This is a genomic window from Kitasatospora sp. NPDC001159, assembly GCF_053598235.1.
In genome coordinates this window covers 208,568-225,881 of sequence record NZ_JBSFJV010000001.1, presented here as the reverse complement: position 1 = coordinate 225,881, position 17,314 = coordinate 208,568, and the positions used below count along the sequence as shown (strand labels likewise).

Here is a 17,314-nt window from a genome sequence, read left to right as displayed (position 1 = left end):
CATCGCGAGGTTCAGTCGGCGATGACAAATGCCATGGGTCGGGAATCGCCTCGGGCGGGAAATGCCGAAGGCCCCCTCGATCGAGGGGGCCTTCGCTCTGGAGCGGACGACGAGATTCGAACTCGCGACCCTCACCTTGGCAAGGTGATGCTCTACCAACTGAGCCACGTCCGCAGGGTCAAGCTATTGAGTTGTGCTGTGCTCGCGCACTGCGAGCGGACGACGAGATTCGAACTCGCGACCCTCACCTTGGCAAGGTGATGCTCTACCAACTGAGCCACGTCCGCAGGGTGCCTGGTGGGGCACCCGCCGCCTCTTCGGATCTCTCCGTTGCGGCGACGAGGAATACTCTACAGCATCGTTCGGGGTGGTCGCCCCACCCTTTCGGTCCGGGCGGGCGGGGCGACCAGGGGCGGTGCCCCGGGGAGGCTCAGTTCGCCTCGGCGAACGCCTCGTACACGTGCTTGGGGATGCGGCCGCGGGCCGGCAGTTCCATGCCGCGCGACAGCGCCCAGGCACGCACGGCGGCCGGGTCCGGGGTGAGCGCGGTGCGGCGGAAGGACTTTCCGGTGCGGCTCTGGCGACGGCCGGCCGCGACGAACGGGGCGAGGGCCTCCCGCAGCTTTTCCGCGTTGTCCACGGACAGGTCGATCTCGTACGACTTCCCGTCGACGCCGAAGTGGACGGTTTCCGCGGCAGCGCCGCCGTCCAGGTCGTCGGAGAGCGTGACAACTACACGCTGAGCCATGGGTGTCAATCCTCTCGGGCAATTCGGCCGCCGGTTCGCGGGGTACGTCCGGGGCCTGATGTGCACCAACTCGCGCAAGCGCACACGGGCAGGCCTGGTGGCCCGCCGGATACGCAGCACTTGCCGCGACAGGTGGCCCTATTCTGCACCCGAAGGGGGTCGAAATCGAAGAGTCCGGCATTCTTTTCCGGATATTCACGAGTCTTCGCCGGACTCCCGGATACCGATGCGCGGGACGGGCGGATCTGTCCCCAAGTGCCGTATTCGGGTGTTCTTCGGGCCTTCCCGTTCGGGGCTTCGAATCCCCGGAAACGGAGCGGCCCGGACGGGGGGTCACAGGTCCGGATCCCTTGTGGCGTAAGGGTCCTGGGTCTACGCGCGTCACCCTCCCCGGCCAGCAATCCTGCCCGAAACGGCCGGTAGTCTGGAGTTCCCCCGCCTCACCGAAGACACCACCGGGAGTGCCAGTGGCACGCGTCGTAGTCGACGTCATGCTCAAGCCGGAGATCCTCGACCCCCAGGGACAGGCGGTGCAGCGTGCACTGCCCCGTCTCGGATTCACCGGGATCGCCGACGTCCGCCAGGGCAAGCGTTTCGAGCTGGAGCTGGAGGGCCCGGTCGACGACGCCGCGCTCGCCCGTATCCGCGAAGCCGCCGAGACCTTTCTCGCCAACACCGTGATCGAGGACTTCACCGTTCGGGTCGAGGAGGAGGGCAAGTGACCACCCGCGTCGGCGTCGTCACTTTCCCAGGGTCCCTCGACGACCGCGACGCCCAGCGCGCGGTCCGCCTGGCCGGCGCCGAGCCGGTCGCCCTCTGGCACCGTGACAAGGATCTCCACCAGGTCGACGCCGTCGTCCTGCCCGGCGGATTCAGTTACGGCGACTATCTGCGCTGCGGTGCGATCTCCCGCTTCTCGCCGGTGATGGACACCGTCATCGAGCAGGCGAAGCTCGGAATGCCGGTGCTCGGTATCTGCAACGGCTTCCAGGTGCTCTGCGAATCGCACCTGCTCCCCGGTGCGCTGACCCGGAACGACTCGCTGCACTTCATCTGCCGCGACCAGAAGCTGCGCATCGAGAACGCGGGGACGGCCTGGACCCGGGATTACTCGGCGGGCCAGGAAATCGTCGTCCCGCTGAAGAACGGCGAGGGCCGCTTCGTCGCCGACGAGCGCGTCCTCGACGAGCTGGAGGCGGAGGGCCGGGTGGTCGCCCGTTACTTGGACGTCAACCCGAACGGTTCGTACCGCGACATCGCGGGCATCACCAACGCCGCCGGCAATGTCGTCGGCCTGATGCCGCACCCGGAGCACGCCGTGGAGCCGCTCACCGGTCCGACCACCGAGGGCCTGGGCTTCTTCACTTCCGTCCTGAAGCAGCTGGTGAACGCCTGATGAGCCTCGACACCGTCAAGAACGCCGAGCAGACCCCGGACGCCGCCCAGCCCTGGGCCGAGCTCGGCCTCAAGGAGGACGAGTACGCGCGCATCCGGGAGATTCTCGGCCGCCGCCCGACCGGCGCCGAACTCGCGATGTACTCGGTCATGTGGTCGGAGCACTGTTCGTACAAGAGCAGCAAGGTCCACCTGAAGCAGTTCGGCGAGAAGAAGCCCGATTCGGACGCGATGCTCGTCGGCATCGGCGAGAACGCCGGTGTGGTCGACGTGGGCCAGGGCTACGCGGTCACCTTCAAGGTCGAGTCGCACAACCACCCGTCGTACATCGAGCCCTACCAGGGCGCGGCCACCGGCATCGGCGGCATCGTGCGCGACATCCTGGCGATGGGCGCCCGCCCGGTCGCCGTGATGGACCCGCTGCGCTTCGGTGCGGCCGACCACCCGGACACCCGCCGCGTGCTGCCCGGGATCGTCGCGGGCATCGGCGGCTACGGCAACTGCCTGGGCCTGCCGAACATCGGCGGCGAGGTCGTCTTCGACTCCTGCTACCAGGGCAACCCGCTGGTCAACGCGCTGTGCGTGGGTGTCATGAAGCACGAGGACATCCACCTCGCGCAGGCTTCCGGTGCCGGCAACAAGGTCATCCTGTACGGCGCCCGCACCGGCGGCGACGGCATCGGCGGCGTCTCGGTGCTGGCCTCCGAGACCTTCGACGACACCAAGCCGGCCAAGCGCCCGGCGGTCCAGGTCGGCGACCCGTTCCAGGAGAAGCTCCTCATCGAGTGCACCCTGGAGATCTTCCGCGAGAAGCTCGTCAAGGGCATCCAGGACCTCGGCGGCGCCGGTCTGTCCTGCGCCACCAGCGAGCTGGCCTCGGCCGGCTCCGGCGGCATGCGGATCGATCTCGACACCGTGCACCTGCGCGACCACACGCTCTCGCCGGAGGAGATCCTCATGAGCGAGTCGCAGGAGCGCATGTGCGCGATCGTGGAGCCCGACAAGGTCGCCCGCTTCCTGGAGATCTGCGAGAAGTGGGACGTCATCGCCAACGTCATCGGTGAGGTGACCGACGGCGAGCGCCTGGAGATCTTCTGGCACGGCGAGCTCGTGGTGGACGTCCCGCCGCGCACCGTCGCCCACGAGGGCCCGACCTACCAGCGTCCGTACGCCCGCCCGAGCTGGCAGGACGCGCTGCAGGCCGACGCCCCCACCGCCGAGCGGCTGGCCCGCCCGACCACCGGTGAGGGCCTCAAGGCCGACCTGCTGAAGGTCGCGAGCCACCCGAACCAGGCCTCCAAGTCCTGGATCACCGACCAGTACGACCGCTACGTGCTCGGCAACACCGTGCTCTCGGTCGGCGAGGACTCGGGCATGATCCGGATCGACGAGGAGACCAACCTCGGCGTCTCGGTCGCCACCGACGGCAACGGCCGCTACGCCAAGCTGGACCCGTACACCGGCGCCCAGCTGGCCCTGGCCGAGGCGTACCGCAACGTCGCGGCCGGCGGCGCCAAGCCGCTCGCCGTCTCCGACTGCCTCAACTTCGGCTCCCCCGAGGACCCGGACGTGATGTGGCAGTTCGCCGAGGCCACCCGCGGTCTGGCCGACGCCTGCCTGACCCTCGGCACCCCGGTCACCGGCGGCAACGTCTCGCTGTACAACCAGACCGGCGAGGTCGCCATCCACCCGACCCCCGTGGTCGCGGTGCTCGGCGTCATCGACGACGTCACCCGTCGCACCCCGGTCGCCTTCGCCGAGGAGGGGCAGCTGCTCTACCTGCTCGGCGACACGGCGGACGAGCTAGGCGGCTCGGCCTGGTCGCAGGTCGTCCACGACCACCTCGGCGGCCTGCCGCCCAGGGTGGACCTGGAGCGCGAGCGCCTGCTCGGCGAGATCCTGATCTCCGCCTCGCGCGACGGCATGATCGACGCCGCGCACGACCTGTCCGACGGCGGTCTCGGCCAGGCGCTGGTGGAGAGCTGCCTCAAGGGCGGTCACGGCGCGCGGATCGTCGTGCCCGAGGGCATGGACCCGTTCGTCCTCCTGTTCTCGGAGTCGGCCGGCCGCGCCGTCGTGGCGGTGCCGCGCAGCGAGGAGCTCCGGTTCAACGACATGTGCACCGCGCGTGGCCTGCCGGCCGCCCGGATCGGTGTCGTGGACGGCGACAGCCTGGACGTCCAGGGGCAGTTCACCGTCTCGCTGGCCGAGCTGAAGGACGCCCACACCGGCGTCATCGAGGCCCTGCTGGCCTGACGCAGGTGCTCCGAGGGGCGGACGGTTCTCCGGAACCGTCCGCCCCTCGGCGTATGTTGGGTTCCATGCCTCCCAAGTCCCGTACGTACCAGCCGCAGAAGGTCCGCGCCGCGCTGGCGGCGCAGAACGAGGCGCTGCGCGCCGTCGTGCACCGGCTGACGGAGCCGGACCTGGACCGGCCGACCCGGCTCGGCTCCTGGCGGGTACGGGAGCTGCTGGCCCACCTGGGCCTGGCGCTGGGTCACCTGCCGGCCGCGCTGGACAAGCCGGCACCGGACGGGCCGGTGCTCTCGCTGGCCGGCTACGCGGAGCTGAGCAGGACGATGGCCGAGGCGGTCGACACCGCGGTGACCGAGTACGCGGCGACCGGATTCGCGGGCCCGTCCGGGGAGGTGGCCGACGCGTTCGACCGGCCGCTCGACGCCGTGCGGGCCGTGCTCGACCGCACGGCCGCGCTGGAGCCGGAGCGGCGGGTCGCCCTGCTGGCCGGCCGGTCGATGCTCCTGACCGACTACCTGGTGACCCGGCTGGTCGAGGCCGTGGTGCACGCCGACGACCTCGCGGCCGCGCTCGGCCTGGACGCCTTCCCGCACGACCGCCAGGCCGTCGCCGCCGTCACCCGGATGTTGGCGGACGCCTTCGCCGATCGCGTCCCCGGCGGCGCGGTGGAGCTGCGGATCCCGCCGTACGCCGTCGTCCAGGCCGTGCCGGGGCCCAAGCACACCCGCGGCACCCCGCCGAACGTGGTCGAGACCGACCCGCTGACCTGGATCCGGCTGGCGACCGGCCGGGTGGACTGGGCGGCGGCGGTGGAGGCGACGACGGTGTCCGCCTCCGGGGAGCGCAGCGACCTGGGGGAGTACCTGCCGGTCCTGGGTTAGTGCAGCTGGGCCGCCAGGGACTCGGCGGCCTTGCGCAGCGGCTCGCCGGCGAGGGCCGGGTCCGGGTCGGCGTTGCGGGTGTCCTGGGCGAGCGGCAGTGCCAGGTCGCGCCAGGGCTGGGCAGGAAGGCCGTTACCGGCGTTGCCCCGGACGGAGCGACCGTCCGTCACGGCGGGGGCGACGGCGCCGGTGATCCCGGCGCCGGTCAGGGCCTTCCCGAGGTCGAGGCCGAACGGGCAGGTGCTGGACTTCGTCTTGAACAGGTCCAGGGCGGTCGACCGGACGCGGTCGTAGGAGAGCGCGCCACCGCTCGTGGCGGTGCCGGTCGAGGTCGAGCAGGCGGCGGCACCGAGCGTGATCCCGGCGGCGGCGAACACGGCGGCGAGCCTTCGGCGTTGGGCAGCGGTCGTGATCGCAGGGTAGGGCGTCGTTGTGCCGTGCGGTTGCCGTCCGGGTCTCAACTCCGTTCCACTACGGGACGGATGGGCCGCTCAGGTAGGTGCCGTCCGCCGAGTACGGCCAGGCGTTCGGGGTGCAGCCCTTGAGGCCGTATATCTGCTGCATCATCGCGGGCGCCGGCTTGCCCGGGCCGGGGCAGGTCTCGTGGCCGTGGCCGATCCGGTGGCCGACCTCGTGGTTGATGATCAGTGCCCGGTACTCGTCCAGCGGGCCGCTGAACTGCGGTGAACCGGTGTTCCAGCGCTTGGAGTTGACCACCACCTGACTGCCGACGTCGCAGTTGACCTCGCCGTGGGTGTCCAGGCCGGAGGCGCCGCAGATCTTGTCCACGGTGGTCGGGGAGGCGATCTTCACGGTGAAGTCGTACGAGCCGCTCGCGACCAGCTGGAAGCCGTCCTTGTGGTTGTTGGTCCAGCCGCGCGGGTCGCCGAGGATGCCGTGGATCTGCGCGGCGGCGGCCGCCGCGTCGATGCCGATGCCGTCCTCGACCTCCACCCGGTAGCGGCGCACGTTGCCGCGGCCGACCGCCTTGGCGCTGGCGGAGGCGATGGTGAAGGTGCCGGCGCCCTTGGTGGGGCCGGGGTCCGGCGCGGTCGGCGTGGGCGTCGGGGTCGGCGTGGGCGTCGGGGTGGCGGCGGGAGCGGGAGCCGGCGGCGCGGCCGCGGTGGGCGACTGCTCGGCCGGCGGGGCGATCCGGGCCTGGGCGGTCGGCGCGGGCGAGGCCGGGCCCGAGGGGCGGTTCAGCACGAAGGCCGCGGCGCCCAGCACCAGCAGCGGGGCGATCAGCGCCGTGAGCATGCCAGGGCCGATCCGGCGACGCGCCTTGCGGCGTCGGCGGCGTCCGGGGCTTTCGCCGGCGTTCTTGGGCGGGACGGCTCGCCTGCGGGCGGATCGGGCTGCGGGCACGAGCGAAACCCTGGCATGGAGAACGGGTGAATGTCCACATACCAGGTATGCAACCTTCCGGGTGCCCCAAGCGTTGGGCCCGCCCCGGTGCCGATGAGCCGGCCGCTGGTCGAAGACCAGGTCTTCGACCTGGCGGAGATCGTCGAGGCGCACCGGCACATGGAGGCCAACGGACAGGTGGGAAAGCTCGTGGTGACCGTCCGGCACTGAGCCGGGGCCGATGACGGCGGTTGACCCCTGGGCCTCGGGTGGCAGACTGCACTCCATGGCGATTCACAAGAATCTTCTCGACGGCCCCGAACCGACCCTCCTGCCGGAGGACGAGCAGCCCTACCGGATGCTGGCGGAGGAGTCGGCCTCACCGACCCAGGTGGCCGCCGACTTCCCGGCCTTCTGCCTCGCCTGGGCCATGCTCGCCGACGACGCCTACGCGGCCGGTCGCTACGTCGAGTCGTATGCCTACGCCCGCACCGGCTACCACCGCGGCCTGGACGCGCTGCGCCGCAACGGCTGGAAGGGCCACGGGCCGGTACCGTGGGAGCACCGCGGCAACCGCGGCTTCCTGCGCTGCCTGGCGGCGCTCGCCCGGGCGGCCGGCGCGATCAAGGACACCGAGGAGGAAGCGCGCTGCTGGCAGTTCCTGAAGGACAGCAGCGCCGAGGCGTACGCGGAGCTCAAGCAGTAGGGACTGTGCGGCGCAAGCGGTAGGACTGTGCAGCTCAACCCTTGGAACCACACGACTGTGCCCCCGGCGGAGGACCGCCGGGGGCACACGTGTTCACCGCGCTCGTGTCAGCGGGCTCACTTCAGGCGCTTGCCGGCCGAGCGCAGCTGCTCGGCGGCCTCGACCACGCGGGCGGCCATGCCGGCCTCGGCCAGCTTGCCCCAGGTGCGGGGGTCGTAGGTGTTCTTCTTGCCGACCTCGCCGTCGACCTTCAGCACGCCGTCGTAGTTGGCGAACATGTGGCCGGCGACCGGGCGGGTGAAGGCGTACTGGGTGTCGGTGTCCAGGTTCATCTTCACGACGCCGTTCTCCAGCGCGGTGGCGATCTCCTCCGCGGTGGAGCCCGAACCGCCGTGGAAGACGAAGTCGAACGGGTCGGTCCTGCCGTACTGCTTGCCGATCGCGTCCTGCAGCTCGCGCAGCAGCTCCGGCTTCAGCACGACGTTGCCCGGCTTGTACACGCCGTGCACGTTGCCGAAGGAGGCGGCCAGCAGATAGCGGCCCTTCTCGCCCAGGCCCAGCGCCTCGGCGGTGCGGACGGCGTCGTTGACGGTGGTGTACAGCTCGTCGTTGATCTCGTGGGAGACGCCGTCCTCCTCGCCGCCGGTCGGGGTGATCTCGACCTCAAGGATGATCTTGGCGGCGGCGGCCTGGGCCAGCAGCTCCTGGGCGATGGACAGGTTGTCGGCCAGGGTCTCGGCGGAGCCGTCCCACATGTGCGACTGGAACAGCGGGTTCTGGCCCTTGGCCACGCGCTCGGCGGAGACCGCCAGCAGCGGGCGGACGTAGCCGTCCAGCTTGTCCTTCGGGCAGTGGTCGGTGTGCAGCGCGACGGTGACGTCGTACTTGGTGGCGACGATGTGCGCGAACTCGGCGAGCGCGACCGCACCGGTCACCATGTCCTTGTTGTGCTGGCCGCCCAGGAACTCCGCGCCACCGGTCGAGATCTGGATGATGCCGTCGCTCTCGGCCTCGGCGAAACCACGCAGCGCGGCGTGCAGGGTCTGCGACGAGGTCACGTTGATGGCCGGGTAGGCGAACTTGCCCGCCTTGGCCCGGTCCAGCATCTCGTTGTAGACCTCGGGAGTTGCGATGGGCATGCGATCCGCTCCTGTCGGGTTGCGGCGTACGGACGGTGCTGTCCGACGCTGTGTACGCCTTCGTGACGACTCCGTGCCGGCCCGCCGACGCGCGGCGCTGCGGTGTGGCTCTCCGGCACCAAGGTTCGAGGCGGCCTCCGCGGTACGGCCATGAGGGTGGTGGGCCGCCGCGGACCGGACGCCTGTGCCATCTTCCCAGACTCGTGCCCGCAGGTCAGCAGGAGCCCGCCTGTCGGAACGCCGCACCGGGGCGCGCGGCCGGAAGCCGTCGCTGGGCTCGGCCGGAAGTCGTCGGCAAGGTACGCCCGCTATCCTGCGCCCGTGGACTACAACCAGCTGGCCGTCAATCTGCTCGACGCCAAATCCCTGATCTCGTCCCTCGGCGCCATCGGGCTCATCGCGATCATCTTCGCGGAGACCGGCCTGCTGGTCGGCTTCTTCTTCCCGGGCGACTCGCTGCTGATCCTCGCGGGCGTCGCCGCCTCGAACGCCGCGTCCTCGGTGCTCGGCGACGGCGCCAAGCTGCCGATAGCCGTGCTGCTCGTCGGCTGCCCGGTCGCGGCGGTCGCCGGTGCCCAGCTGGGGCACCTGATCGGGGCCAAGGTCGGGCCGAGGATGTTCGACAAGCCCGATTCGAAGATCTTCCGCCGCGAGTACGTGGTGAAGGCGGAGGAGTACTTCAACAAGTTCGGCTCTGGCAAGGCCGTGGTGCTGGCCCGCTTCATGCCGATCATCCGGACCTTCCTGAACCCGGTGGCCGGCACCCTGGAGATGCCCGCCAGGACGTTCTTCCTGTGGAACGTCATCGGCGGTGTGCTCTGGACCGAGTCCATGCTGCTGATCGGTTACTTCTTCGGCGACGCGCTCGCCCCGGTGATCGACAAGTACCTGATCCCGGCGGTGCTGCTGATCGTGCTGCTGTCGATCTCGCCGATCCTGATCGAGGTCGTGCGGGAGCGCCGCAAGAAGAAGGCGGGCGCCACCGACAGTGCGGCCGAGGCCGTGCAGAGCGGCGGCGGGCGGCACCGGCGCGGCTGAGGCCGACCGGCTGGGTTCAACGCGAAGGGCCGGGCTGTTCCACGTGGAACAGCCCGGCCCTTCGCGTTGTCCGGGAGGCTTCCCGGCGAGGACTCCCGGTGAGGACTCATCGGGGTCTTCGCGGGGTCAGAGGCCCAGGTCGTCCAGGGTGTACGCGGTCACGTACTCCAGGCCCTGCTCCTCGACGGCACCCGCGCCACCGCGCTCGACGATCACCGCGACGCCGACCACCTCGGCGCCCGCCTCGCGCAGGGCCTCGACGGCGGTCAGCACCGAGCCACCGGTGGTGGAGGTGTCCTCGACCGCCAGCACTCGGCGGCCCTTCACCTCCGGGCCCTCGATCCGGCGCTGGAGACCGTGCGCCTTGCCGGTCTTGCGGACCACGAAGGCGTCCAGCTTCTGCCCGCGCGCGGCGGCGGCGTGCAGCATCGAGGTGGCCACCGGGTCGGCACCCAGGGTCAGACCGCCGACGGCGTCGTACTCCAGGTGCGAGGTCGCGTCCAGCATCACCCGGCCGACCAGCGGGGCGGCCTCGCCGTCCAGCGTGATCCGGCGCAGGTCGACGTAGTAGTCGGCCTCCTTGCCGGAGGAAAGGGTGACCTTGCCGTGCACGACGGCCTTGTCCTTGATCTGTGCCAGCAGGGCGTCGCGGTCGTTGCTCATGAGCGTTCAGTCTAGGGCCTGTCTCCAGGCCCTGGCCTGCAGCCGTGCGCGGCGCTTTCGGCTAGCGCCGGCGCAGCGCCCTGGCCAGGACCACGGCGCCGCCCAGCAGCGCCACCGAGCCGCCGATCACCCACGGCAGCGCGCTGCGGCCGCCACTGCCCGGCACCACGATGCCGCCGACCTCGCCGCCCCAGCGGGACGCCGCCCGGGCCCGCGCGCTGCGGGCGGGCAGCGCCGGGGCGTACCGGCCGCGCGGCGGGGCGTGGTCCACCTCTTCGGCCGAACGGCCGACGATGCTGCGGCGGACCGGGCCGCTGAGCTCCGGCCCCTCCTCGTAGGCGAACAGCGGCTCGACCGGGACCTCCTCGGCGACCTCGTCCGTGCGGCCGCCGCTCTCGTCCTCGTCGTCCCCGTCGGCCTCGTCGTCCTCACGGTCGTCGGCGGAGCCGGTGGGGAGGCCGAAGCGCTCGGCGTCGGCGTCCGAGAAGGCGATCAGGTCGGAGAGGTCGTCGTCCAGGTCGTCGCCGGGCTGGTCCTGGCGGTCCTCGATGGAGACGACCTCGGCCGGGGTCCCGCTCTCGGCCTCGATTCCGTCCTCGACCTCGGTCCCGTCCTCGATTCCGTCCTCGGCCGCGTCGTCGTCCACGGGGCCGCCCTCCGGGGAGGTGAGTGCGGTGGCGAAGCGGTCCAGCAGACGGCGGCCGACGGCGTCGAGGGTCTCGGCGTCGAACTCGGTCAGCCGGCCGGTGGCACTCAGGTCGCCGGTGAAGCGGATCGCCGCGGTGCCCTCCTCGGTGCCGTCCACGACGCTGACCCGCACGGTGGCGGTCGCCTCACCGCTGCCCCGGGCCTCCTGCCCTTCGGCCAGCACGGTGAGCACACCCTCCCGGCCCTCGATCAGCGACAGCACGCCCTTGTACGTGATCGTGGAGCCGCCGATCTGCAGCTTCAGCCGCCCGCCGATCTCCTCCGCCGGCCCACCCCCGACCGCCGCCGGCTCGGTGCTCAGCCCCGGCACACTCCGCGCCAGCAGCGCCGGATCCTGCAAGGCCTCCCGCACCAGCTCTGCGGACATCGGGACGACAACCTCATGCTCCATGTCACGGAGCCTACCGACCCGAACCGGCCCGGTCCCCACCTATCGCCACCCGACTTTCGCCCCCACACCGTGCGTCACGTCCTCCAGCCGTCAGCCCGGCCCGCTTCCCTCCCCCCCGTACGACGCGCCGTAGGCCTCCGCCACTCTCAGCGCGGCCCCAGCAAGGTCAGCGGCGCCGGGGGCCGGGCCGGCCGGAGGGCGGCGAGAAGGGTGGCGGAGGCGTGGAGGGCGTCGGGGGTGAGGGCACGGGGTGGTGGGGCGTCGGGGGCGAGGGTGAGCGGGGGCGGGGTGGCGGCGGCGAGCAGGAAGCGCTGGGTGGCGTCCGGGGCGCCGGGGCGGCAGGTGTCGGTGGGGCTGCCCTGAACGGCGTACGGGGTGGTTCCCAGGCCCGCCGCGCGGAGGCCGGACTCGATCTGCCAGAGGCCGTCCCCGTCGCCACCCCCGCCGGCCCGGACGGCGATCCGGCCGCCAGGGGCCAGCCGCCGGGCGGCGAGGCCGTAGAACTCCTGGGAGTGGAACTTGACCGGGCCGCCGTCCGAGGGGGCGGGCAGGTCGGCGAGCACCACGTCGTACTCCTCCGCGGGGGCGCCGTGCAGCCAGGCCATCGGGTCGGCCGCCGTGGTGCTGACCCGGGGGTCGTCCAGGGAGTGCCCGGTGAGGGCGGCGAGCCCGGGGTCGGTGCGGGCGAGCCGGGGGAGGGCCGGGTCGGCGTCGACCAGCCGGACGGAGCGGACCCCGCGGTGCCGCAGCACCTCCCGCAGCGCGAGGCCGTCGCCGCCGCCGAGCAGCAGGACCCGGCGGTCCGGCCCGGCGGCCATGGCCGGGTGGACGAGTGCTTCGCTGCCCCGGTACTCGTCGGGCCCGCAGACCGCGAGCCGGCCGTCGAGGTAGAGCTGGAGCGGGCCCTCGGCGGGGCCGGTGAGCACGATCTCCTGGTACTGGCTGCGGGTGGCGTAGCGGATCTGGTCGCCGTAGAGGGCGTGCCGGGCGGCGCGTTCGATCGCGTCGGAGCCGACGGCGGCGGCCGCGAGCAGGGCGAGGACGAGGGCGCAGCCGAGCCAGAGCAGCCGTCGTATCCGGGGGGCGGGCTCCTCGCGGAAGAGCCAGAGCACCACGGCGGCACCGGCCACCGCGTTGACCGCCCCGGTGAGCAGCGCGCCGTCGCCGGGGCCGAGGCCGGGGAGGACGAGGAAGGGGAAGGCGAGGCCGCCGATCAGCGCACCCACGTAGTCGGCGGCGAACAGGTCGGCGGCGGCGCGGCCGGCGTCCTCGCGTCGGATCCGCTGGATGAGGGTCATCAGCAGCGGGATCTCGGCGCCGATCAGGATGCCGATCAGGCATGTGAGGCCGACCATCGCGGCCTGGTAGCGGCCGATCCAGGCCCAGCAGGAGTACAGGGCGAGGACGGAGAGTCCGCCGGTGAGCGCGAGGGCGCACTCGACCAGGGCGAACGCGGTCGCGGGCCGGCTGGTGAGCCGCTTGGCGAGCAGGGAGCCGAGGCCCATCGCGAACACCATCACGGAGAGCACGACGGAGGTCTGGGTGACCGTGTCCCCGATCAGGTAGTCGCCGAGCGCCACGAGTTCGAGCTCGTAGACGAGTCCGCAGGCCGCGCAGACGAACGCGGCCAGCAGGACGGTCAGGCGGGCGAGCCGGGGGTGGGAGCGCAGCCGGGATCGACGGCGGGCGGGCAGGGGGGGGAGGCTTCGCCCGGGCCGGCGTCGGGTGCCGTCGTCGAGGTCCACTCGCGGGCCTGCGGGCGGACCGACCGGATGGTTGATCACGAACAAACGCTAGGGGACGTGCGGGGCGGATAGCTGCGCCCATCCGACGGACAGTGCGGGCCTTCGGATTGACGAATCGTTCCTGTGTGCGATTCATCGGCTCGCGCTGCGTAGCCCATGACCGAATCGGCGTTCCCGTTCAGGCTTCGGGCAGTCATGCCCCCGACACCACCAGCGAGGAGCGGGTGCAGACCAGCTGCCCCTCCTGCGGGTAGGCGTGCCAGGTTCGCCAGAGCAGCCGGTCCGCGCTGCCCTGGGTGACCAGCGCGGTGAAGGCGCTCGGGTCGCCGGGGAAGACCCCGGCGAGGCCGCGCGGGTGCCCCTCGACCAGGGCCAGCAGCTCCTGGGCGCGGGCCGCGAAGTCGTGCGGGGGCAGGGCCTCGATCCGGGCGGCGAACTCGTACTCCCAGCCGCCGACCTGCTTGGCGACCCGGGCCGGCAGCGGGGTGCGGCGGCCGGGCAGGCAGGCGACGGTCTCCAGGCAGCTGCCGGGGCCGGCGTCGATCACCACCTGGTGCGAGGCACCCAGCAGCCGCAGCTGGAGGGTGCCGGAGGTGCCGGGGTGGCCGCCGTCGAGTCTGAGGTCGTGGACGGCGAGCGCGGGCAACGGTTCGCCGCCGAGGCACCAGGCCAGGTCACCGGCGCGGGTGTCCGTGTAGGAGGTCTGCAGTGTGGTGAGCATGCTCGGCTCCGCGTTTCAGCTCCGTGCGCGCCCGCCGAGCAGCAGCGACTAGGCCTAGGCGATGGCGAGGCTGTTCGTGGCTGTGCGGCCCTGGGCGCGGCCGACCGTGGAAGGAAGGATTCCGGCTGGAGATTCAGCAGCAGAGAAGCATGAATACGCCGGGCCCGTCGGGGATTTACCCAACTTTGTTGGGCATTCACCGTTTCGAGCACACCTGCTTCCCGGCTCTGATCGACCCGGTGTGCGACTCTGCACAGCGCGCGCCCCTGCAACCGGCATGCGAGCCGTGTGCGCCGGTTGTGCGCCTTCCGCGCGCTTCACGCGCCGCCCCCCTCCACGCGCCGGGCGTGGAGGGCGACTGGGTGTGCCGGAGAGGTCGGCCGAATTGCCTCCCTGGCAGCAAGCAAGCATGCCATTTAGGGGAGTTGATGGTAAGTCACAACTGTTGTCGGGCCGGGATCGCTTCCGTTCGAGGGGGCGCGCGGACACTCGGAGGCGCTGCAGTCGAGCGACGGCCTCCTGGAGCACCTCGTCCTTTTTGCAGAAAGTGAAGCGGACCAGGCTACGGTCCCGTCCTTTTCGCCCGGTGGGGTGGTGTCGGCCCGCCCCGCGAACCCGCCGACCCGGATGATCCTCACAGCGTGAGCCGCTCCCCCGGCTCGGGCATGCGCAGCGACTCCCGCACATCAGCCCGCGTGAAGGCCTCCCGCAGCGTCGCCGGGCCCTGGGTGAAGTGTCCCCAGTGCTCGAAATGGAGCGGCACGACGTGCCGGGCTCCGAGGATGCGGGCGGCCTCGGCGACCAGGTCGCTGGTCAGGGTGAGGTACGCGCCGGGTATCAGCGGCGTGCTGGCGGCCCCGGCGAACAGCATCGCGACGTCGATCGGGCCGACCCGGTCGGCGATCGCCCGAACCACGTCCAGCGAGGCGTTGTCCCCGCTGACGTAAACCGTGGGCAGCCCCTCGCCGGTGAGTACGAATCCGGTGACCTCCCCGACGATGTGCTCGCTGCCGTCCGGGCCGTGCTGTGCGGGCACACCCGTCACCCGCAGCGTTCCACCGTCCGGCCGCGGCAGGTCGACGTGGTCCCCGTCGGCCAGAGCCCGCACGGCTCCCCCGAGCCGGTCCCGGGCGGCGGAGGTCGAGAGCACCAGCGGGGCGCCGGCGAGGTACGCGCGGCCGGCGCCGTCGAGGTTGTCGGGGTGCTGGTCGTGCGAAAGCAGGACGGCGTCCACCGGGCCGAGGTCCTCGGCGGCCACCGCCGGACCGGCGGTCTTGGTGAGGACCCGGGTGCCGATCGGATACTCCCCGGGGCCGTCGAAGGTCGGATCGGTCAGCAGGCGCAACCCGCCGACCTCGATCAATGCGGTCGGCCCGCCCACGTACTGGATGGTCATCTGAGTCAACTGGGACGCCCCCTCGAATGCGCGAAGATCGCTGCGCCGATGACAAGACCGCGATGACTCCTGTTATTCCGTCGGGCCCTCGCCCGGAGAACCCCATGGCACTCGCCGCGTCCTCCGACCTCACCGCCGATCCGCTGACGGCGAAGGCCGGTTGGCTTCGCGCCGGCTATGAACGGCGCAGCTCGGCGTGCGCCGTCGCGGCACTGCCGGTCGGCCCGGTGGCCCTGCCGCTCCAGCTCCTCGCCGGTGTCCGCGGTCGTGCGGTCGCTCAGAGCCGCTGGAGCCTGGACACCGCCTCGGTGAGGACCTCGTCCTTCTTGCAGAAGGTGAACCGGACCAGGCTCTGACCGGCTGCGACGTTGTCGTAGAAGACCACGTTCGGGATGGCGACGACGCCGCAGCGCTCGGGCAGGGAGCGGCAGAACTCCATGCCGTCCTTCTCCCCGAGCGGGGTGATGTCGGTGGTGATGAAGTACGTGCCCCCGGGGTTGAACACCCGGAAGCCCGCCGCCGAGAGACCGTCAACCAGCAGGTCCCGCTTCCGGAGCAGGTCGGCGCGGAAGGTATCGAAGTATCTGTCGGGGAGCCGGAGAGCCTCGGCGACGGCGTACTGGAACGGGCCGGAGCTGACGTAGGTGAGGTACTGCTTGGCGGTGCGCACCGCGGAGACCAGCTCGGGGCTCGCGGTCACCCAGCCGACCTTCCAGCCGGTGAAGGAGAAGGTCTTGCCGGCGGAGGAGATGGTGACGGTGCGCTCGCGCATACCGGGCAGGGCGGCGATCGGGTGGTGGACGGTGCCGAAGACCAGGTGCTCGTAGACCTCGTCGGTGACCACCAGCAGGTCGTGCTCGACGGCGAGGGCGGCGATGCCGGCGAGCTCCTCGGCGGTGAGGACGGTGCCGGTGGGGTTGTGCGGGGTGTTGATCAGCAGCAGCCGGGTGCGCGGGGTGATTAGGGCGCGCAGCTCGTCCAGGTCGGGGCGGAAGGACGGGGCCCGGAGGGTGAGCGGGACGCGGGTGGCGCCGGCCATCGCGATGCAGGCGGCGTAGGAGTCGTAGAAGGGTTCGAGGGCGATCACCTCGTCGCCGGGCTCCAGCAGGGCGAGCAGGGTGGCGGCGATGGCCTCGGTGGCGCCGGCGGTGACCAGGACCTCGGCACCGGGGTCGTACCCGAGGCCGTAGAAGCGCTGCTGGTGCTCGGCGATGGCCTGCCGCAGCTCGGGGATACCGGGGCCGGGCGGGTACTGGTTGCCGCGGCCCCCGCGCAGCGCCCGTACGGCGGCCTCGCGGACCTCCTCGGGCCCGTCGGTGTCCGGGAAGCCCTGCCCGAGGTTGATCGAGCCGGTGGCCGTGGCCAGGGCGGACATCTCGGCGAAGATCGTCGTTCCCATCCCGGCCAGTCGGCGGTTCAGCAGCGGCCTGGTTCCCATGCGAAAGGCTCCTCACGCGTCGTCGTCGCGCCCATCCTGGGACAGCCGGGGGCCGGGGACAAGGACGGCCCGCCACCGCGCTCGATCGCGGTGGCGGGCCGTGGGTGGGGGATGCGGGGATCAGGCCTCGTCGGAGCCCTCGCCCTCGCCCTCCTCGCCCTCGATCTCGTTCTGCAGGCCCAGGCGCTCGACGATCCACTGCTCGAAGCCGACCGCGGCCTGGGTCCAGTTCGCGGTGGTGGTGACGAAGTAGTCCAGGTTGACGCCGGTGCCGACGATCATCTGGGCCTCACCGATCAGACGGACCACGCCGTCCTCGTGGGTGTGGGTGTAGACCTTGGGCCACAGAGTCTCGCGGTTCCACTCGTCGATCAGGTCGAGGATCTCGCCCTTCTTCTCCAGCGGGTACGCGCGGTCGTAGAAGGCGCGCACCGCGAAGAGCTCCTTCTGCTCGCCGCGGAACATGTAGTAGACGCGGAAGCCCTCCCAGGGGGCGGTGAGGTCGCCCTCCTCGTCCACGACGTGCTTGAGCTGCATCTGGTCCAGCAACTGGGTGACCAGGCCCTGGTCCGGGACGATGATCGGCGGCGGGCCGGCCGGCCGCCCGCCCTGGCCGCCGCCCTGGCTGCCGGGCTGGCCACCCCCGGGTACGCCGAAGGACGGGATGGACGACGGGTCGATGCTCATGGGGTCCTCTTCCTCAGTGCACGTGGTGGCCGGCAATGAGAGGCCGCCCTTTGCTCCT

At 71.7% G+C, this 17,314-nt stretch carries 18 protein-coding genes and 2 tRNA genes; 7 read left to right on the top strand and 13 right to left on the bottom strand.

The genetic code is table 11. The annotated features are described in order from the left end of the window. Positions 1 to 98: 98 nt before the first annotated feature. From ACWC9T_RS01145 to ACWC9T_RS01135, 3 genes are all read right to left on the bottom strand, one after another. A tRNA-Gly gene (locus ACWC9T_RS01145) sits at positions 99 to 174 on the bottom strand. A 40-nt stretch (positions 175 to 214) separates the two neighbouring features. Beyond that, positions 215 to 287: transfer RNA gene (locus ACWC9T_RS01140), tRNA-Gly, on the bottom strand. A gap of 143 nt (positions 288 to 430) precedes the next feature. Then, positions 431 to 748: a histone-like nucleoid-structuring protein Lsr2 gene (locus tag ACWC9T_RS01135; RefSeq protein ID WP_030056585.1), complete on the bottom strand. Its 318-nt coding sequence runs from the start codon at positions 746 to 748 to the stop codon at positions 431 to 433. A 467-nt stretch (positions 749 to 1,215) separates the two neighbouring features. Between ACWC9T_RS01135 and purS the strand changes: the two genes are divergently transcribed. The 4 genes from purS to ACWC9T_RS01115 all read left to right on the top strand — a co-directional run bounded on the left by purS (position 1,216) and on the right by ACWC9T_RS01115 (position 5,280). Continuing rightward, positions 1,216 to 1,470, top strand: coding sequence for a phosphoribosylformylglycinamidine synthase subunit PurS (purS, locus tag ACWC9T_RS01130; protein WP_030304493.1), 255 nt, complete (start codon positions 1,216 to 1,218; stop codon positions 1,468 to 1,470). After that, a complete protein-coding gene (gene purQ, locus ACWC9T_RS01125) occupies positions 1,467 to 2,144 on the top strand; it encodes a phosphoribosylformylglycinamidine synthase subunit PurQ (protein WP_033250392.1) in 678 nt (225 codons plus the stop codon). Before purS ends, purQ begins: the two co-directional genes overlap by 4 nt. Further along, positions 2,144 to 4,399 (top strand): phosphoribosylformylglycinamidine synthase subunit PurL, encoded by a 2,256-nt coding sequence (gene purL / locus ACWC9T_RS01120; protein ID WP_449818970.1) that lies wholly within the window; start codon positions 2,144 to 2,146, stop codon positions 4,397 to 4,399. The genes purQ and purL overlap by 1 nt, the downstream gene beginning before the upstream one ends. A 65-nt stretch (positions 4,400 to 4,464) precedes the next feature. Beyond that, positions 4,465 to 5,280 (top strand): sterol carrier family protein, encoded by an 816-nt coding sequence (locus ACWC9T_RS01115; RefSeq protein ID WP_449818969.1) that lies wholly within the window; start codon positions 4,465 to 4,467, stop codon positions 5,278 to 5,280. On the opposite strand, the gene ACWC9T_RS01110 is transcribed toward ACWC9T_RS01115, so the two are convergent. Together ACWC9T_RS01110 and ACWC9T_RS01105 are read right to left on the bottom strand one after the other, a co-directional pair. Continuing rightward, complete coding sequence (locus ACWC9T_RS01110) at positions 5,277 to 5,657, bottom strand: hypothetical protein (protein ID WP_449818968.1); 381 nt, start codon at positions 5,655 to 5,657, stop codon at positions 5,277 to 5,279. The two genes, ACWC9T_RS01115 and ACWC9T_RS01110, sit on opposite strands and share 4 nt — an antisense overlap. 94 nt (positions 5,658 to 5,751) lie before the next feature. Continuing rightward, positions 5,752 to 6,645: a DUF3152 domain-containing protein gene (locus ACWC9T_RS01105; RefSeq protein WP_449818967.1), complete on the bottom strand. Its 894-nt coding sequence runs from the start codon at positions 6,643 to 6,645 to the stop codon at positions 5,752 to 5,754. A 93-nt stretch (positions 6,646 to 6,738) separates the two neighbouring features. Here ACWC9T_RS01105 and ACWC9T_RS01100 point away from each other — a divergent pair, with 93 nt between their 5' ends. Both ACWC9T_RS01100 and ACWC9T_RS01095 read left to right on the top strand, forming a co-directional pair. Continuing rightward, a complete protein-coding gene (locus tag ACWC9T_RS01100; protein WP_449818966.1) occupies positions 6,739 to 6,855 on the top strand; it encodes a zinc-binding dehydrogenase in 117 nt (38 codons plus the stop codon). Positions 6,856 to 6,910: 55 nt separating this feature from the next. Beyond that, positions 6,911 to 7,330: a DUF3151 domain-containing protein gene (locus tag ACWC9T_RS01095; RefSeq protein ID WP_355668857.1), complete on the top strand. Its 420-nt coding sequence runs from the start codon at positions 6,911 to 6,913 to the stop codon at positions 7,328 to 7,330. 116 nt (positions 7,331 to 7,446) lie between these two features. Here ACWC9T_RS01095 and fbaA read toward each other — a convergent pair whose 3' ends face one another. Beyond that, positions 7,447 to 8,469: a class II fructose-bisphosphate aldolase gene (gene fbaA / locus ACWC9T_RS01090; RefSeq protein ID WP_449818965.1), complete on the bottom strand. Its 1,023-nt coding sequence runs from the start codon at positions 8,467 to 8,469 to the stop codon at positions 7,447 to 7,449. A 321-nt stretch (positions 8,470 to 8,790) separates the two neighbouring features. Between fbaA and ACWC9T_RS01085 the strand changes: the two genes are divergently transcribed. Beyond that, positions 8,791 to 9,507, top strand: a complete 717-nt coding sequence (locus tag ACWC9T_RS01085; RefSeq protein WP_449818964.1) for a DedA family protein — start codon at positions 8,791 to 8,793, stop codon at positions 9,505 to 9,507. 126 nt (positions 9,508 to 9,633) lie between these two features. Here ACWC9T_RS01085 and pyrE read toward each other — a convergent pair whose 3' ends face one another. The 7 genes from pyrE to ACWC9T_RS01050 all read right to left on the bottom strand — a co-directional run bounded on the left by pyrE (position 9,634) and on the right by ACWC9T_RS01050 (position 17,256). Beyond that, a complete protein-coding gene (gene pyrE, locus ACWC9T_RS01080) occupies positions 9,634 to 10,170 on the bottom strand; it encodes an orotate phosphoribosyltransferase (RefSeq protein ID WP_449818963.1) in 537 nt (178 codons plus the stop codon). A gap of 61 nt (positions 10,171 to 10,231) precedes the next feature. After that, the gene (locus ACWC9T_RS01075) at positions 10,232 to 11,269 is read right to left on the bottom strand and encodes a CoxG family protein (protein WP_449818962.1); all 1,038 of its coding nucleotides are present in this window, start codon (positions 11,267 to 11,269) and stop codon (positions 10,232 to 10,234) included. Positions 11,270 to 11,415: 146 nt separating this feature from the next. Beyond that, complete coding sequence (locus ACWC9T_RS01070; protein WP_449818961.1) at positions 11,416 to 13,053, bottom strand: polyamine aminopropyltransferase; 1,638 nt, start codon at positions 13,051 to 13,053, stop codon at positions 11,416 to 11,418. 154 nt (positions 13,054 to 13,207) lie between these two features. Beyond that, a complete protein-coding gene (locus ACWC9T_RS01065) occupies positions 13,208 to 13,735 on the bottom strand; it encodes a DUF2617 family protein (protein WP_449818960.1) in 528 nt (175 codons plus the stop codon). Between the two features lie 634 nt (positions 13,736 to 14,369). Beyond that, positions 14,370 to 15,131, bottom strand: coding sequence for an MBL fold metallo-hydrolase (locus ACWC9T_RS01060; protein WP_449819027.1), 762 nt, complete (start codon positions 15,129 to 15,131; stop codon positions 14,370 to 14,372). Positions 15,132 to 15,408: 277 nt separating this feature from the next. Next, the gene (locus tag ACWC9T_RS01055) at positions 15,409 to 16,569 is read right to left on the bottom strand and encodes a pyridoxal phosphate-dependent aminotransferase (RefSeq protein ID WP_449818959.1); all 1,161 of its coding nucleotides are present in this window, start codon (positions 16,567 to 16,569) and stop codon (positions 15,409 to 15,411) included. A gap of 120 nt (positions 16,570 to 16,689) precedes the next feature. Next, a complete protein-coding gene (locus ACWC9T_RS01050; protein WP_449818958.1) occupies positions 16,690 to 17,256 on the bottom strand; it encodes a YbjN domain-containing protein in 567 nt (188 codons plus the stop codon). Positions 17,257 to 17,314: the final 58 nt, after the last annotated feature.

Coding starts and splice junctions, on each gene's coding strand:
- ACWC9T_RS01135 (WP_030056585.1), bottom strand. CDS start 748: ATGGCTCAGCGTGTAGTTGTCACGCTCTCCGACGACCTGGACGGCGGC.
- purL (WP_449818970.1), top strand. CDS start 2,144: ATGAGCCTCGACACCGTCAAGAACGCCGAGCAGACCCCGGACGCCGCC.
- ACWC9T_RS01115 (WP_449818969.1), top strand. CDS start 4,465: ATGCCTCCCAAGTCCCGTACGTACCAGCCGCAGAAGGTCCGCGCCGCG.
- ACWC9T_RS01100 (WP_449818966.1), top strand. CDS start 6,739: ATGAGCCGGCCGCTGGTCGAAGACCAGGTCTTCGACCTGGCGGAGATC.
- ACWC9T_RS01095 (WP_355668857.1), top strand. CDS start 6,911: ATGGCGATTCACAAGAATCTTCTCGACGGCCCCGAACCGACCCTCCTG.
- fbaA (WP_449818965.1), bottom strand. CDS start 8,469: ATGCCCATCGCAACTCCCGAGGTCTACAACGAGATGCTGGACCGGGCC.
- pyrE (WP_449818963.1), bottom strand. CDS start 10,170: ATGAGCAACGACCGCGACGCCCTGCTGGCACAGATCAAGGACAAGGCC.
- ACWC9T_RS01075 (WP_449818962.1), bottom strand. CDS start 11,269: ATGGAGCATGAGGTTGTCGTCCCGATGTCCGCAGAGCTGGTGCGGGAG.
- ACWC9T_RS01065 (WP_449818960.1), bottom strand. CDS start 13,735: ATGCTCACCACACTGCAGACCTCCTACACGGACACCCGCGCCGGTGAC.
- ACWC9T_RS01060 (WP_449819027.1), bottom strand. CDS start 15,131: ATGACCATCCAGTACGTGGGCGGGCCGACCGCATTGATCGAGGTCGGC.
- ACWC9T_RS01055 (WP_449818959.1), bottom strand. CDS start 16,569: ATGGGAACCAGGCCGCTGCTGAACCGCCGACTGGCCGGGATGGGAACG.
- ACWC9T_RS01050 (WP_449818958.1), bottom strand. CDS start 17,256: ATGAGCATCGACCCGTCGTCCATCCCGTCCTTCGGCGTACCCGGGGGT.